The following is a 14,520-nucleotide window of genomic DNA, read 5'->3' on the forward strand; positions in this document are numbered from 1 at the left end:
GGGTTACATCTTGTCTCCAACAGGGAGACAGGCTGCATGACCGAACAGACGAGACCGACCGGCGAACTCACCTTGCGCACGCTCGCCATGCCGGGCGATGCCAATGCGGCGGGCGACATCTTCGGCGGCTGGGTGATGGCGCAGATGGACCTGTCCTGCGGCATCCGCGCGGCAGAACGCGCCCGCGGCCGCGTCGTGACGGCGGCTGTCAAGGAAATGGCCTTCGCGCTGCCCGTCAAGATCGGCGACACGCTCTGCATCTATACGGACGTGGTCAAGGTTGGCCGCACCTCGATGACGCTCAAGGTCGAAGCCTGGGCGCAGCGTTATCTCTCGCATCTGATGGAAAAGGTGACGGACGCGATCTTCGTGATGGTCGCGCTCGACGAGAACGGCAAACCGAAGCCGGTGCCGGCGGAAGAATAGGAGCGCGGCGCATGGAGCCTGCCCATACCGACCCGGAGATCTTCTCGCATATCCGCGTCGTCATGGGCATGATCGTCAGCCTGAGCCTCGCTCGGCTCTTGAGCGGCATTGCACTCTTCGTCCAGCATCCCGGCAAGACGCGCGTCTACTGGATCCACCTCGGCTGGGTCCTGTTCATGTTCGTCTTCCTCGTGCACTTCTGGTGGTGGGAGTTCCACCTGCATTCGCTGGCGGTGATCGATGTCAGCGTCTACCTCTTCGTCGTCCTCTATTGCTGCGTCTTCTTCTTTCTCTGCGTCATGCTGTTTCCAACGACGCTCGACGACTACAGCGACTACGAACACTATTTCATGTCGCGCCGGGTCTGGTTCTTTGGTGCCCTGGCGCTTGCCTTTGCCGTCGATCTCGTCGACACCGCGTTGAAGGGAAAGGCCTATTTCGCGTCCTACGGCTTTGAGTACCCGGCGCGCAACGCCGCCTACATCCTGCTCTGCATTGCCGCCGCCTGGACCCCGAACCGCCGCTTTCACGCGGTCTTCGTCGTCGCAGCCGTCGCCTACCAGCTCGTCTGGATGTACCGGGCTTTCGATCTTCTCGATTGAGACGCGGCAGGGCCGTCGTTGAGGATTTCCGTCCAGTGGTCTTGATCCAGCGGCACGGCAGTGCTTTATCCGTTAGTCATATCTATATCTCGCATATGCAGGTCGGGGGACTGTTGCATCATGGAAATCTTTACCGCTGCCGGCCTGGCGGCGCTTCTTCAAGTCATCGTCATTGACCTCGTTCTCGCCGGCGACAACGCCGTCGTGATTGGTCTTGCCGCCGCTGGCCTGCCGACGGACCAACGCAAGAAGGTCATTCTCGTCGGCATCATCGCCGCCACGGTTCTGCGCATCGCGCTCGCCAGCGTCACGGTGCAACTGCTCGAAATCATCGGCCTGCTGCTCGCCGGCGGCATCCTGCTGCTTTGGGTCTGCTGGAAGATGTGGCGCGAAATTCGCGAACAGCAGGCAGCAAACGCTGCGGGCGAAAGCGGCCAAGGCTCCGAGGCGCCCAGGAAAACCTTCATGCAGGCGGCCATCCAGATCGTCGTCGCCGACGTCTCGATGTCGCTCGACAACGTGCTCGCTGTTGCCGGCGCTGCCCGCGAACATCCGACGATCCTGGTAATCGGCCTTGCGCTTTCGATCGCCATGATGGGCATCGCCGCCGGCTTTATCGCCCGGCTGCTCAACCGCTATCACTGGATCGCCTATATCGGTCTCGTGATCATCCTCTATGTCGCGCTCGACATGATCTATCGCGGCGCAGTCGAGGTCTGGCCGCATCTGGCCCCGGCCGTGGCGGCGGTGATGTAGTTACCGCAACGCCGACGACAAACCGCTTTTCGCTGAAAAGGCAGGGTTTACGCCCTGCCTTTTTCTTTGCGTCCGTTGGGGGTGCGTCAGCCCTTGAAGATGAAGGAAGCACCGGCCGCGATCAGCGCGAAGCCGACCAGATGGTTCCAGCCGATCGACTCCTTCAGCCAGAAGACGGAGAAGGCTGCAAAGACGATCAGCGTGATCACCTCCTGCATCGTCTTCAACTGGGCCGCCGAATAGACCTGGTGGCCGATGCGGTTTGCCGGCACCGCCAGGCAATATTCGAAGAAAGCAATGCCCCAGCTGGCGACGATCGCCATGTAAAGCGGCGACGACGTGTACTTCAGGTGCCCGTACCAGGCAAAGGTCATGAAGACGTTGGAGATCAGGAGCAGAAGAACGGGCCAGAGATAGGCCGGAGAAAGGGTGAACGACATGAAGAACCTCGGCGTGCGAATCACGCTGAGACGATGCGCCGCCGCCCCGTAGGCGCGCAAGTGCCGCCGCTTCTCCGGCGTAAAGACCTGCCTTGGAAGGCACCGACCCACTATTTTTTTGATGTCTGACGCGGCGAATCGCCGTTTCGCATCAGCTATTTCGGCGATTAGCAATCCCTGCCCTAATATTTTACGGGTTTTGCCACAATTTTGCACCGGCGCATGGTGAATGAAGCTTTGCTGCCCGACGGGGCAGACAGGGGAATACCACACTTCGAAACGGCAGTTGCCGTGAAGCTGGCTCCGCGTTTTGCCGCGGTTCGCCGACGTGCCCGATGCGGCGTTTTTCAACGCCTGCACGCGCGCGTCCGCTGATATCTCCCCGCCCAACATTGGAAACCGTTGAGCAACCGGGTGCCATGCCGGCGATTGCCAGGCCGCCCCGACCGTTCGCACCAAGCAACTTGTCAAGGAGACCTGACCATGAAGGTCCTGGCGTTTCTTGCGGCTGCCTATGTCGCGCTACTGACACCTGATTTCGCCAATGCGGGCATGCTTGCCCAGGCGCAGCAATACAAGGGCCTGCACGAGGTCAAGAACAACAAGACCCTTCGTGCAGCGCTCGGCATCAACCCGGCCCGCACCCCCTGGTGCGGCCATTTCATGGGCATGGTCGCCCGCAAGGCCGGGCGCAGTCCGCCGCAGAGCTTCGGCATCGCCCGTTCCTGGCTGCGTTTTGGCGCGCCCGTGAAGCTCTCCTATGCCCGTCCCGGCGACGTCGTCGTCGTGCGCACCGGCCGCGGCTATCACGTCGGCATCCTGTCCATGCTGTCGAAATCGACGGCCCAGCTGATCGGCGGCAACCAGTCCGGCGGCGTCAGGGTATCGCAGTTCGCACGCGGCCAGGTGGTCGCCATCAGACGGTAGCGCGGCCACAACCGCGCCCGAGCGAGCTTCTTTCAGCGCCGGCTTTCCGGAATGCTGGCTTGCGCCCTCAAGCGAGCTTCAGCCGCATGGCACAGCGCCGCTCTGCCGGCAGCCCGTGCGCAGCCTCGTTGGCAAGGATTTCGGCAAGACGCGGATCGAGTTCGCCCGCATCGAGCGTCACAAAGCCGAGCTTGCGATAGAAGTGCTCGTTCCAGGCAAGATCGCGGAACGTCGTCAGCGTGACGGCGGCGCATGACGTCACGCGCGCATGCGCGATTGCCGCCAGCATCAGCGTGCGCCCAAGCCCCTGCCCCTGACGTTCCGCCTCGACGGCAAGCTGCCAGATGTGCATGGCATCGTCAGCAACCGTAGCGCAAAGAAAAGCGATCGGCCGATCGGAGGCGTCGACCATTACCACCGATAGTCCGGTGCGCAGGAATTCGCGATGAGCTTCTGCCGATTGCACGTCGTCATCGGCAATCCAGGCAAGCTCGGGGACGGTGCGGAACACCTCGCCGGAGGAGCGCTCGATGGCGGGCAGAAGAGAAAGGTCGCTTTCGCGTGTGGGTCGAATCAGCGGCATGGTGGCGCCATCCTACCGCTGCACAGCGCCGCGTCGACCCCGCTGCGTGTTCCCTGGCTGACCGCCACGCCGCTTAAAGCGACAACGCCATCAACATCTCGTCGAAATAGGCATCGTCGACCCGCAGCGCGCGCTGTTCCAGGCCGTATTCGACAAATCCCGCCTTCCGGTAGAGGCTGAGGGCAGCGGCGTTCGACGAGACGACTGTCAGCAACAGCCGCTCCACCTTGCCCCGCGCTTCGGCGATAATCCCGCCGACGAGCAAACGCGATAGCCCGGTTCCTCGTGCCTCCGGCAAGACGTACATGCCCCAGAGGGTCCCCTTGTGCTTTGCCTTTGTCGCCGTCTGGATCGCGAGGCCAGCAACACCCATGAGCTTTTCATCGCTATCGAAGGCGCCGAGGACGAAGCCGCTATCAAGCCGTTCCGCTGTGACCTCGATCGGCCGGCTGGCCTCATCCTCGTAGGATGAACCGAAGGCTTCAGGATGCTTCAGCAGGCCGTCTAGCCGAATTGCCCGATAGGCCTCGGCATCACTCCGCGGAAGCACCGGCGAGTACAATCTCGCGTAGAAGCCGCGCGGAGCATTTTTACGCATTGTGCAGCGTCTTCAGGCCCGATCAGGGCGATTTACGCTTCTCGGACTTTCTAATTTAAGTTACGCTTAATTTCCTTCTGACCAGATGCCGCAGGAGGGGCCCGCCGCCTTGGAACGGAAGCTCGCCGTGATCCTTGCTGCCGATGTCGCTGGTTACAGTCGCCTTGTCGCGACCGACGAGGAAGGCACGCTTGCGACCCTGGCCACCTACTGCGAGACGATTTCCGGCCTTGCTGCGGAGCACGGGGGCCGCGTCTTCGGCGCGGCCGGCGACAGCCTGGTCGCGGAATTCCAGAGCGCCGTGCAGGCCGTGCGGGCGGCGGTCGCCATCCAGCGAACCCTTCAGCGCCGCAATGCCGACCTACCGCCAGAAAGGCGCATGGAGTTCCGCATCGGCCTCAATCTCGGCGACGTGGTTGTCGACGGCGGCAATTTGCTCGGCGACGGGGTCAATGTCGCCGCCCGGCTCCAGCAGGTGGCGCAGCCGAACGACATCTGCATTTCCGGCGCGCTCCACGACCAGATCGAAGGCAAGCTCGAGTTTCCGATGCAGCGCCTCGGCGAGCGCGCGCTGAAGAACATACCGCGTCCGGTCCTGGTCCACCGCGTCGAGTGGCGCGAGAACCCCGCGGGCGGCGACTTGCCCGGCATGCCGCTTTCCCTGCCCGACAAGCCATCGATTGCGGTGCTGCCCTTCGTCAACATGTCCGGCGATCCCGAGCAGGATTTCTTCGCCGACGGACTGACTGAGGACATCATCACCGCACTGTCGCTTTACCGCTGGTTCTTCGTCATCGCGCGCAACTCCTCCTTCGCCTACAAGGGCCGCGCCGTCGACGTCAAACAGATCGGCCGGGATCTCGGCGTGCGCTACATCGTCGAAGGCAGCGTGCGCCGGTCCGGCTCCCGCGTGCGCGTTACCGGCCAGCTGATCGAGGCCGAGACCGGCAACCACCTCTGGGCACAGCGCTACGAGCGTGAATTCGCCGACCTCTTCGCCATTCAGGACGAAATCACCCAGCATGTGGTCGCGGCAATCGAGCCGGAGATCCTGATCGGCGAAAACCGGCGCGCGCAATTGCGGGGAACCGACAATCTCGGCGCCTATGAATGCCACATGCGCGGCACCCTGCTGCACAATGCGCAGGATTCCGCCGCGCATTTCGACGAGGCGATCGAATGGCAGCGCCGCGCCATCGCCCTCGATCCGGAATTCGGCCGCGCGCACATGATGCTCGCCCGCTCGCTCTTTGCCCGCTGCTTCTTCGGCTTCAGCAAGGACATCGACCGCGACAGCGCCGAGCTGCAGGCGGAGGCCGCGCGCGCGGTGGTGATCGACGATCACGACCCCTATTGTCACTATGTCATGTGTCTCGCCAACTTCGCGGCCCAGCGGCCGCACGCCGCGGTCGAGGAAGCGCAACAGGCGATCGACATCAACTCCAACTTCGCGCTCGCCCACATGGCGCTCGGCTGGGCGCGCATCTATATCGGCCGCTTCGCCGAGGCGCTGGACCCGCTGCACAAGGCGCTGCGGCTGAGCCCGCACGATCCGCTTACCTATCTCTTCCTCAACCGCATGGCGCTCGCCCACTACCATCTCGGCAACTACGACGAAGCCCTGCGCTGCGCCGAACGGGCGCTGCTCTTGCGCCGCACCTATTTCAACCTGGTGATGCTGATCACCTGTCTCGGCCAGCTCGACCGCATCGATGAGGCGCGCAAGCTTCTTCCGGAAGCGATCGCCAACGCACCGAACGACGTGCCGCGCTACTGGCGCTTCTTTACCGCCTATGTCGATCCTGCCGACCACGCGCATTTCAACGACGGGCTCGTCAAGGCGGGCCTGCCCATGGTTCCGTAGGCCGCCATGACACGATCGCAACTGTTCGGGGTTCTGATCGGCATGACGGTGGTGGCGTTCTTCACCATTCTGCGCGCCCAGGATCCGCAGTTGCTGCGCCAGGCGCGCGACGTCACCTTCGACGAATACCAGCGCATTGCGCCGCGCCGCTTCGAGCCCATGCCGGTCAAGATTATCGACATCGACGAGGCGTCGCTGCGCGAGCTCGGCCAATGGCCCTGGCCGCGCGATCGGCTGGCGAAGCTGACCGACCGCTTGAGCGAGATGGGTGCGGCCGCGATCGCCTTCGACGTGCTCTTTGCCGAGCCGGACAGATTGTCGCCGCGCACGGTCGTGCGCGATGTCGGCGGCGTCGATCCCTCCTTCCTTGCCGCCCTGCCGGACAATGACGAGATCTTCGCCGAGGCGATCCGCGACAAGCCCGTGGTTCTCGGCTTCGGCCTGACCAACGAGGGCAGCTACCTGCCGCCGGTCAAGGCCGGCTTTGCCCTGACCGGCGAAAGCGCCAACGAAGCGCCGCCGCGCCTGCGGGCCGCGACGCCGCTCAGGCCGCAGCTCGAGGCCAATGCCGCCGGCCTCGGCCACATCAGCCTCAATCCCGGCTCGTCCTCGGCGGTGGTGCGCACCGCCCCGCTATTCCTGAGCGACGGCCAGCAGTTCTATCCGAGCCTGGCCATGGAGGCCCTGCGGGTGGCCCAGGGTGCTTCGACTTATGTCCTGGCGGCCGCACCAGACGTCGCCAACACGCTGACCGCCGTCAAGATCGGCGACTTCGTCGTACCGCTGATGTCGACCGGCGAGGTCTGGCTCTATGTCACACCGGACACGACGGAACGCTATATCTCGGCGCGCCGCATTCTCGCTGACGGCGAGCCTTCGCCGGATATCCGCGCCGGCATCGAAGGCAGCATCGTCTTTATCGGCACTTCGGCGGCCGGACTGCAGGATGTGCGCACCACCGCGCTCGGCCAGAACGTGCCCGGTGTTTCGATCCACGCGCAGATCGTCGAGCAGATCCTGTCGGGTCGCTATCTTTCGCGCCCGGATTGGGCGAACGGGCTCGAAATCCTCTCGATCGCGCTCGCCGGAACGCTGCTGGTGCTGCTCACCACCTTCGTCAGCCCCGTGGTCGCACTCGTCTGCGGCATGGCAGTGACGGCGCTGGCGCTCGTCGCCTCCTGGATCGCCTTCTACTATGGCGGACGGCTTTTCGATCCGCTGGCGCCGATCCTCGCGGCCTCGATCACCCATTTCGCGGCCACTGCCTACCGCTTCCTGGTGACCGATCGCGAACGCCGCGAGGTGCGGCAGGCCTTCGGCCGCTATCTCTCGCCGTCGCTGCTCTACCGCATCGAGCATACCCGCAATGCCCTCAGCCTCGGCGGCGACGATCGCGAGCTCACCGTGATGTTCGTCGACGTGCGCAGCTTCACCGAAATGAGCGAGCGCATGACGCCGACCGAGGTCGTCGCCTTTCTCAACACGCTGCTCGATGCGCTGAGCCGGCATGTGCTGGCCAACGAGGGCACGCTCGACAAGTTCATCGGCGATTCGATCATGGCCTTCTGGAATGCGCCGGTCGACGTCGCCAACCATCCGCAAAAGGCAGTGCGTGCAGCGCTTGGCATGCGCGAGACGCTAGCGCGGCTGAACGCCGACAATGCCTTCGGCTTCGGCGCCGATCAGGAAGTGCGCATCGGCATCGGCATCCATACCGGGCTTGCCTGCGTCGGCAACATGGGCGCCGAGACGCGGTTCAACTATTCCGCCGTCGGCGACACCGTGAACATCGCCGCGCGCATCGAAGCGGCCTGCAAGGACGTCAACATCGACATTCTGGTGTCCGAGGCGACCGCCCAGGCTCTGCCGGACCATGCCATGCTCGACGCCGGCTCCCTCGGGCTCAAGGGCAAGACGACGCGAACGCGGGTCTATGCCGTCGCCGGCGACGAAAACCTCGCTGCCTCGCCCGCCTTCGCGGATCTGCGCGGCCTGCACGATCGGCTGGTCGCCGCACTCGGCGCTCGGACGCAGACCAGCCGCAGCATCGTCAACGCCGCCAAGCTGAAGGCAGCGGCGCTGACGCCGGCACTCGCCGGTTTCTACGCCCGGATCGGCCGCCGCGCCGACCATTTCGCGCAGACCACCGACGAGAATACCAAGCGTCCTGCCGAATGATCTTGCCCACGGCAGCCGAAAGCCACCTCACAGAGCACATGCGGAAGCGACCGCAGCCTACTGATTCAGTGCAGTTTTCAAGAAACACAGCTCGCCAGAGGAAGGCGGCAAGGCGCACCGGCTCGGCTTTGAGATCAGGCGCGCGCCAGCAAAGCCTTCGCCGCCCCTTCAATCGTGGCTTGGGGCCTGATCCTGCGTCCCCTGATCCTGGCTCGGTTGATCGCCGCCACCGCCGTCTTGCGGCCCTGGGTCGCCGGGGTTGTTCGGCTGCGGCCCGGGATCACCCGGGTTTTGCGGCTGCGGCCCGGGATCACCCGGGTTTTGCGGCTGCGGGCCGGGATCGCCCGGGTTCTGGGGCTGCGGTCCGGGATCGCCGGGGTTCTCCGGCTGCGGGCCCGGATCCCGGGGCTTTTCTTCCGGCGGCGGCTTCTCTTCACGCGGCTTTTCTTCAACGCGAGCCGGTTGCTCTGGGATGGTACGGGTGGTGCCCTCGAACTGCGCCGCGCGCAGCCCGCAACCGCCGCCCACCCAGCCGATCGCTCCGGACAGGCGTTGACCTCCGGAGAGGAACGGCAGCGCCTGGGCATTGCCCAGGGATTTCAACGTCGTGCGGCTTACCCGTTTCGGTTCGGTGGCCCTCCGGCCAGGCTTGGCGACAACGCAATCGCAGCGCTGCGTCAGCTGCCGGCAGCCGCCTGGACCGCAGAAATCCGCCGCGCCGCTGAGCAGCACCACAGCGGTGGTGCCATCCGGGCCGACAAAGAAGTCGAAGGCGGTGCCGCGCACCCCGATGGTGCCGGCCGGCGTAACGATTTCATAGGCGGAATGGCCGGATTTGCCGCTGATCCAGCGGAACGTGCCCTTGGCGGCCATGATGGTCAGCTTCTTCACCGACTTCTTGTCGTCATAGACGAACTTGTCGATGACGACGGAAGACCCCCAGCCGACGGCAAGCTTGGTGCCGTCCTCAAAGACGAACTGCCCGAGCCCGGACTTCGATGTCGATATCCGTTCGTTCTTGTAGACAGGGTCTCTGACCGCAATCGCACCCCGCGCACCGTTGACCGCTGTCCGGATCTCCACTGCCTTGCCGACCGGTTCGGTGGCAAACAGGGACATCGGACCAAGGACCACGGCACAAAGCCCAAGTGCGGCACCACGCAAGCAGAACATGGCACCCTCCAAAGAACTATTGTTATCACGCGGCAGGCTTGGCTGTCTTCTCGCCCAATCGGGGTAACGCTGCGTCAGGCCCGCAACCGTAAGGGTTACAATGCGACAGCAATCCGACCCGTCTCGGTTGAAGCCCGCGATTCAAGGCGCAAACGGCGCCGGAATCGACTTCGGCAACCGGGGCGAAATGTTGCCCTTTTGTACTCCCTCGCCTCTTCACTTTCGGCCGGACTCTCTCCATATTCCCCGCCATGACCAAAGCTCCGAAGAATGCCCCGCCGAAGCCCTCCACCCCGTCCGGTTTCGAAGAAGCGCCGCAGGCGCCTTTGTCAGGCACGCCTCTATCCGGCAATGTTTCCGACTGGGTGAAGCAGCTTGAGGCGGACGCGGAAGCCTCGGCCTTCGAAACCCAGCGCCAGATCGCCTCCAAGGCCGGCAAGCACCGCAAGACGGTGGAGATCGCCGCCTCCAAGGCGGCGCGCAAGGCAGCGGGCGCCGATGATGAGGCGCAGCCGAAGAAGGCGGGCAAAAAGGGCAAGGTCGAGATCGTCGGCAGCAAGTCGGCGCGCGGCACCTCCATGGGCGGTTCGACCGACCCGAAGACCCGCGCCGCCGCCGGCCTCAATCCGGTGGCCGGCCTCGACGTCTCGCTGGAAGACGCCGCCAAGCTGACCTCCACCTCGGGCGTCACCGCCACCGTCGAGGCGCTTTCGGCGCTGATCGAGAGCGGCAACCCGCTGTTCAAGGACGGCAAGCTCTGGACGCCGCATCGCCCTGCCCGGCCGCCGAAATCCGAGGGCGGCGTCGAAATCCGCATGGCGTCGGACTACCAGCCGGCCGGCGACCAGCCAACGGCGATCGCCGATCTGGTCGAGGGCCTGAACTCCGGCGAGCGCAGCCAGGTGCTGCTCGGCGTCACCGGCTCGGGCAAGACCTTCACCATGGCCAAGGTGATCGAGGCGACGCAGCGCCCCGCCGTCATCCTCGCGCCGAACAAGACGCTCGCCGCCCAGCTCTATTCCGAGTTCAAGAACTTCTTCCCGGATAACGCGGTCGAGTACTTCGTCTCCTACTACGACTATTACCAGCCGGAAGCCTACGTGCCGCGCTCGGATACCTTCATCGAGAAGGAATCCTCGATCAACGAGCAGATCGACCGCATGCGCCACTCGGCCACCCGCTCGCTGCTGGAGCGCGACGACTGCATCATCGTCGCCTCGGTCTCCTGCATCTACGGTATCGGCTCGGTCGAGACCTATACCGCCATGACATTCCAGATGAGCGTCGGCGACCGGCTCGACCAGCGGCAGCTGCTCGCCGACCTGGTGGCGCAGCAGTACAAGCGCCGCGACATGGACTTCCAGCGCGGCTCTTTTCGCGTGCGCGGGGATACCATCGAGATCTTCCCGGCCCACTTGGAAGATGCGGCGTGGCGCATCTCCATGTTCGGCGACGAGATCGACGCCATCACCGAGTTCGACCCGCTCACCGGCCAGAAGACCGGCGACCTGAAATCGGTCAAGATCTACGCCAACTCGCACTATGTCACGCCGCGCCCGACGCTGAACGGCGCCATCAAGGCGATCAAGGAAGAGCTGGTGCATCGCCTCGCCGAACTGGAAAAGGGCGGCCGCCTGCTCGAAGCCCAGCGCCTGGAGCAGCGCACCCGCTACGACATCGAGATGCTGGAGGCGACCGGCTCCTGCGCCGGCATCGAGAACTATTCGCGCTACCTCACCGGCCGCAATCCCGGCGAGCCGCCGCCGACGCTGTTCGAATATATCCCCGACAACGCGCTGCTGTTCATCGACGAGAGCCACGTCTCCGTCAGCCAGATCGGCGGCATGTATCGCGGCGACTTCCGCCGCAAGGCGACGCTGGCCGAATACGGCTTCCGCCTGCCCTCCTGCATGGACAACCGCCCCTTGCGCTTCGAGGAATGGGACGCAATGCGCCCCGACACGATCGCCGTTTCGGCGACGCCCGGCAGCTGGGAGCTGGAGCAATCCGGCGGCGTCTTTGCCGAACAGGTCATCCGCCCGACCGGCTTGATCGACCCGCCGGTGGAAGTGCGCTCGGCGAAAACCCAGGTCGATGACGTGCTTGGCGAAATCCGCGAGACGGCCGCCGCCGGCTACCGCACGCTCGTCACCGTGCTCACCAAGCGCATGGCCGAAGACCTCACCGAATACCTGCACGAACAGGGCATTCGCGTGCGCTACATGCACTCCGACATCGACACGCTGGAGCGCATCGAGATCATCCGCGACCTGCGTCTGGGTGCTTTCGACGTGCTCGTCGGCATCAACCTTTTGCGTGAAGGCCTCGACATTCCCGAATGCGGCTTCGTCGCCATTCTCGACGCCGACAAGGAAGGCTTCCTGCGTTCCGAAACCTCGCTGGTCCAGACCATCGGCCGCGCGGCGCGTAACGTCGACGGCAAGGTCATCCTCTATGCCGACCAGATCACCGGCTCGATGCAGCGCGCCATGGACGAGACCAGCCGCCGCCGCGAAAAGCAGATGGCCTATAACGAGGCCAACGGCATCACGCCGGAATCGGTGAAGGCGAAGATCTCCGACATCCTCGACAGCGTCTACGAGAAGGACCACGTCCGCGCCGACATCTCCGGCGTCGCCGGCAAGGGTTTCGCCGACGGCGGCCACCTCGTCGGCAACAACCTGCAGGCGCACCTCAACGCGCTGGAAAAACAGATGCGCGACGCCGCCGCCGACCTCGACTTCGAAAAGGCCGCGCGCCTGCGCGACGAGATCAAACGCCTCAAGGCCGCCGAACTCGCCGCGATGGACGACCCGATGGCGCGGGAAGAGGCACGGTCGCGGGAGGGTGGACGCGGCACCCAGGGCGGCAAGCGCTCCGGCAAGGGCGAGCCCAGCGCAATCTCCCCCCCTGTGGGGGAGATGTCCGGCAGAACAGAGGGGGGTAAGCCCTCCTCATCCGAAACCTACTTCCAGAAACCCTCCCTCGACGACATGGGTCCGGGCACCGACACGGAAACCCCACTGTTCCGCAAACCCGACCTCGACGAAATGGGCCGCGACGTCGCCACTCCCGCCGGTGCGGACAAATCGCTGTTCCGCCGGAACACCCTCGACGAAATGACCGTCGGCCGCACCGAGAAGCCGGTCATCGGCCATGTGCCGGAAAAACCGATCCTGACGCGGGCGAAACCGGGTGTCGGGTCGTATGAGGACTCGGCAGACCAAAAGCGGCAGAAGGGTCGGACGAAGGGGAAGACCGGGCGCCCGGGGCGGTAGAGAACGGAACATTAAGGGCCAACATCGCAATCAGAAGGGGATTGCCAAATCTGAGATGCATCTTAAATTGCATCTCACGAAACAGAATTTGGTGGGGAATCAGTTGACTCTAAAAAGCATCCATTTTGGCGACGTAGACGCCAAGAACGAAATCCTTAAGAACTCCAGAACCGGAGACAGAACGTTCTCCGATTCATACTCAATTCCTGAAAGAATAGATATTGAAAAGTACTTAAATGGAGAGAGGTATTTTATACTTGGGCTGAAAGGCACAGGGAAGACTGCTCTTCTAAGGTATTTACATGACAAAGTAACCAGAGAAGGAGATCATTCCGAGCTAATACTGTTCAAGACACACGTAACCGAGGAAGACAGGCAAAAACTTTCTGCAAGCGCAGGGTATCAAATAGTAAGCGTGAATGATGTGTCTGCATTCATTCAAGACTTCAAGGAACCTTGGAAATGGTTCTTGTATCAAAAGATAGCAGCAAAATTAAGAGATACTGGTTATAATGACGCGCTTTCTATAAAATTATACAAATTAACCGGATTAACTGAGAACAAAATTGGTGGCGCAATCGGAGCAATGTTCTCCAAACTTTCGTCAGGAACGCTTAAATTCTCGGGAGACGCGCTTGGAATAGCACTTGAACTCGGCGTGGAGATAGTATCAAGTTCGGGAGACACAGGAAAGGCGTCACTTTCTGATATAAACAGGGCATGTTCTGAGATACTGAAGAACCTAGAACAACGCCAGAATTTATATGTATTCTTTGATGAACTTGAGCTATTTTATCAAACTCCAGAACAATTCAATCGAGACCGAAGAATCATTAGAGACTTAATATATGCAATCTCTCACATAAACGCCGAATCTGCAGAATATGGCAGGCGTATATTCCTCATTTCATCCCTCAGAACTGAGGTTCTTCATTCAGTTTTGGAGCTTGGGCATGAAATCGGTCGTGACGTTGATGACCGACGGCCCAGAGCATCCTCTTTTGAAGATTGTAGCTCGGAAGATAGCCGTTTCGTCAGAAACGGAGGTAGACGATGTCTGGAATAAATTCTTCCCAGAAAAAATCAACAACCAAGACTATTTTAAATTTATACTCAATTCATCCTACTACAGACCACGGGACATCGTTAGATTGCTCCGAGTTGCGCGGGACTACAACAATGAATCCGATTCATTTACAACAGCCCACTTTGACCAAACGTCCTTGGAGTATTCTAGGCAAACATGGCTTGAAATTACAGAGGAGCTGTTAGCCTCTTACCGGCCAGAACAAATTGCCGCCCTCCAAAGGTTCTTCCTGGGTTTCAGTACTCATTTTAGAAGAAACGACATTGAACAGAGAGCAACCATAAAGTACAAGAATGATATAGAGATAAATGAATTATTCAACAAGAGAGATATAAGTAGGACACTTTCCGATCTTTATCGTATCGGTGTTCTTGGAAATGACTTCGTCGTCAAGAACAATATGGGAAAAGTAAACCATAGAAATCGTTGGATATTTAGGGGAAACACGACGCTAAACGATGCGGAAAGAATGACAATACACAAGTCACTTTGGAAACATTTGTCGATGGTGCCTGGAAGTGCAACTTGAGGTCCCTGACTAGCTGCTGCCTAGCTTAGGTTGGCCGTATTCTCACCAATACGAGAGCACGCGAGCGAATATAGACATC

Annotated in this window: 13 protein-coding genes; 9 read left to right on the plus strand and 4 right to left on the minus strand. The window is 61.9% G+C overall.

Annotation, left to right across the window (positions count from 1 at the left end):
• Positions 1–36: 36 nt before the first annotated feature.
• From AC3WVQ_RS08725 to AC3WVQ_RS08735, 3 genes are all read left to right on the plus strand, one after another.
• On the plus strand, positions 37–426 hold the full coding sequence (locus tag AC3WVQ_RS08725) for an acyl-CoA thioesterase (RefSeq protein WP_043626011.1): 390 nt from the start codon (positions 37–39) through the stop codon (positions 424–426).
• 11 nt (positions 427–437) lie between these two features.
• Entirely contained in the window at positions 438–1,028 is a 591-nt protein-coding gene (locus AC3WVQ_RS08730) for a hypothetical protein (RefSeq protein WP_162731911.1), read from the plus strand.
• Between the two features lie 120 nt (positions 1,029–1,148).
• Positions 1,149–1,784: a TerC family protein gene (locus AC3WVQ_RS08735; protein ID WP_034795244.1), complete on the plus strand. Its 636-nt coding sequence runs from the start codon at positions 1,149–1,151 to the stop codon at positions 1,782–1,784.
• A gap of 86 nt (positions 1,785–1,870) precedes the next feature.
• Here AC3WVQ_RS08735 and AC3WVQ_RS08740 read toward each other — a convergent pair whose 3' ends face one another.
• Positions 1,871–2,224 (minus strand): DMT family protein, encoded by a 354-nt coding sequence (locus tag AC3WVQ_RS08740; RefSeq protein ID WP_034795307.1) that lies wholly within the window; start codon positions 2,222–2,224, stop codon positions 1,871–1,873.
• Positions 2,225–2,707: 483 nt separating this feature from the next.
• Here AC3WVQ_RS08740 and AC3WVQ_RS08745 point away from each other — a divergent pair, with 483 nt between their 5' ends.
• Positions 2,708–3,151, plus strand: a complete 444-nt coding sequence (locus AC3WVQ_RS08745) for a TIGR02594 family protein (protein ID WP_034795245.1) — start codon at positions 2,708–2,710, stop codon at positions 3,149–3,151.
• 67 nt (positions 3,152–3,218) lie between these two features.
• On the opposite strand, the gene AC3WVQ_RS08750 is transcribed toward AC3WVQ_RS08745, so the two are convergent.
• Together AC3WVQ_RS08750 and AC3WVQ_RS08755 are read right to left on the minus strand one after the other, a co-directional pair.
• On the minus strand, positions 3,219–3,734 hold the full coding sequence (locus AC3WVQ_RS08750; protein WP_090293937.1) for a GNAT family N-acetyltransferase: 516 nt from the start codon (positions 3,732–3,734) through the stop codon (positions 3,219–3,221).
• A gap of 73 nt (positions 3,735–3,807) precedes the next feature.
• A complete protein-coding gene (locus AC3WVQ_RS08755; protein WP_090293938.1) occupies positions 3,808–4,332 on the minus strand; it encodes a GNAT family N-acetyltransferase in 525 nt (174 codons plus the stop codon).
• Between the two features lie 109 nt (positions 4,333–4,441).
• Between AC3WVQ_RS08755 and AC3WVQ_RS08760 the strand changes: the two genes are divergently transcribed.
• Entirely contained in the window at positions 4,442–6,196 is a 1,755-nt protein-coding gene (locus tag AC3WVQ_RS08760; RefSeq protein ID WP_090293940.1) for an adenylate/guanylate cyclase domain-containing protein, read from the plus strand.
• Positions 6,197–6,202: 6 nt separating this feature from the next.
• Entirely contained in the window at positions 6,203–8,374 is a 2,172-nt protein-coding gene (locus tag AC3WVQ_RS08765) for a CHASE2 domain-containing protein (RefSeq protein ID WP_060584971.1), read from the plus strand.
• A gap of 168 nt (positions 8,375–8,542) precedes the next feature.
• Here AC3WVQ_RS08765 and AC3WVQ_RS08770 read toward each other — a convergent pair whose 3' ends face one another.
• Positions 8,543–9,547 (minus strand): FecR domain-containing protein, encoded by a 1,005-nt coding sequence (locus AC3WVQ_RS08770; protein ID WP_090293942.1) that lies wholly within the window; start codon positions 9,545–9,547, stop codon positions 8,543–8,545.
• Between the two features lie 251 nt (positions 9,548–9,798).
• Between AC3WVQ_RS08770 and uvrB the strand changes: the two genes are divergently transcribed.
• From uvrB to AC3WVQ_RS08785, 3 genes are all read left to right on the plus strand, one after another.
• On the plus strand, positions 9,799–12,825 hold the full coding sequence (gene uvrB, locus AC3WVQ_RS08775; RefSeq protein ID WP_492382693.1) for an excinuclease ABC subunit UvrB: 3,027 nt from the start codon (positions 9,799–9,801) through the stop codon (positions 12,823–12,825).
• 103 nt (positions 12,826–12,928) lie between these two features.
• Positions 12,929–13,891, plus strand: coding sequence for a P-loop ATPase, Sll1717 family (locus tag AC3WVQ_RS08780; RefSeq protein WP_492382694.1), 963 nt, complete (start codon positions 12,929–12,931; stop codon positions 13,889–13,891).
• Positions 13,800–14,441, plus strand: coding sequence for a P-loop ATPase, Sll1717 family (locus tag AC3WVQ_RS08785; protein WP_492382695.1), 642 nt, complete (start codon positions 13,800–13,802; stop codon positions 14,439–14,441). Before AC3WVQ_RS08780 ends, AC3WVQ_RS08785 begins: the two co-directional genes overlap by 92 nt.
• The last annotated feature ends 79 nt before the right edge of the window (positions 14,442–14,520 follow it).

Source organism: Ensifer sp. EB106-05-01-XG146 (assembly GCF_058791875.1).

What these genes read in the sequence shown, in the direction of transcription:
- AC3WVQ_RS08725 (WP_043626011.1), top strand. Translation starts at nt 37, where the DNA reads ATGACCGAACAGACGAGACCGACCGGCGAACTCACCTTGCGCACGCTC.
- AC3WVQ_RS08730 (WP_162731911.1), top strand. Translation starts at nt 438, where the DNA reads ATGGAGCCTGCCCATACCGACCCGGAGATCTTCTCGCATATCCGCGTC.
- AC3WVQ_RS08735 (WP_034795244.1), top strand. Translation starts at nt 1,149, where the DNA reads ATGGAAATCTTTACCGCTGCCGGCCTGGCGGCGCTTCTTCAAGTCATC.
- AC3WVQ_RS08740 (WP_034795307.1), bottom strand. Translation starts at nt 2,224, where the DNA reads ATGTCGTTCACCCTTTCTCCGGCCTATCTCTGGCCCGTTCTTCTGCTC.
- AC3WVQ_RS08745 (WP_034795245.1), top strand. Translation starts at nt 2,708, where the DNA reads ATGAAGGTCCTGGCGTTTCTTGCGGCTGCCTATGTCGCGCTACTGACA.
- AC3WVQ_RS08750 (WP_090293937.1), bottom strand. Translation starts at nt 3,734, where the DNA reads ATGCCGCTGATTCGACCCACACGCGAAAGCGACCTTTCTCTTCTGCCC.
- AC3WVQ_RS08755 (WP_090293938.1), bottom strand. Translation starts at nt 4,332, where the DNA reads ATGCGTAAAAATGCTCCGCGCGGCTTCTACGCGAGATTGTACTCGCCG.
- AC3WVQ_RS08765 (WP_060584971.1), top strand. Translation starts at nt 6,203, where the DNA reads ATGACACGATCGCAACTGTTCGGGGTTCTGATCGGCATGACGGTGGTG.
- AC3WVQ_RS08770 (WP_090293942.1), bottom strand. Translation starts at nt 9,547, where the DNA reads ATGTTCTGCTTGCGTGGTGCCGCACTTGGGCTTTGTGCCGTGGTCCTT.
- uvrB (WP_492382693.1), top strand. Translation starts at nt 9,799, where the DNA reads ATGACCAAAGCTCCGAAGAATGCCCCGCCGAAGCCCTCCACCCCGTCC.
- AC3WVQ_RS08785 (WP_492382695.1), top strand. Translation starts at nt 13,800, where the DNA reads ATGACCGACGGCCCAGAGCATCCTCTTTTGAAGATTGTAGCTCGGAAG.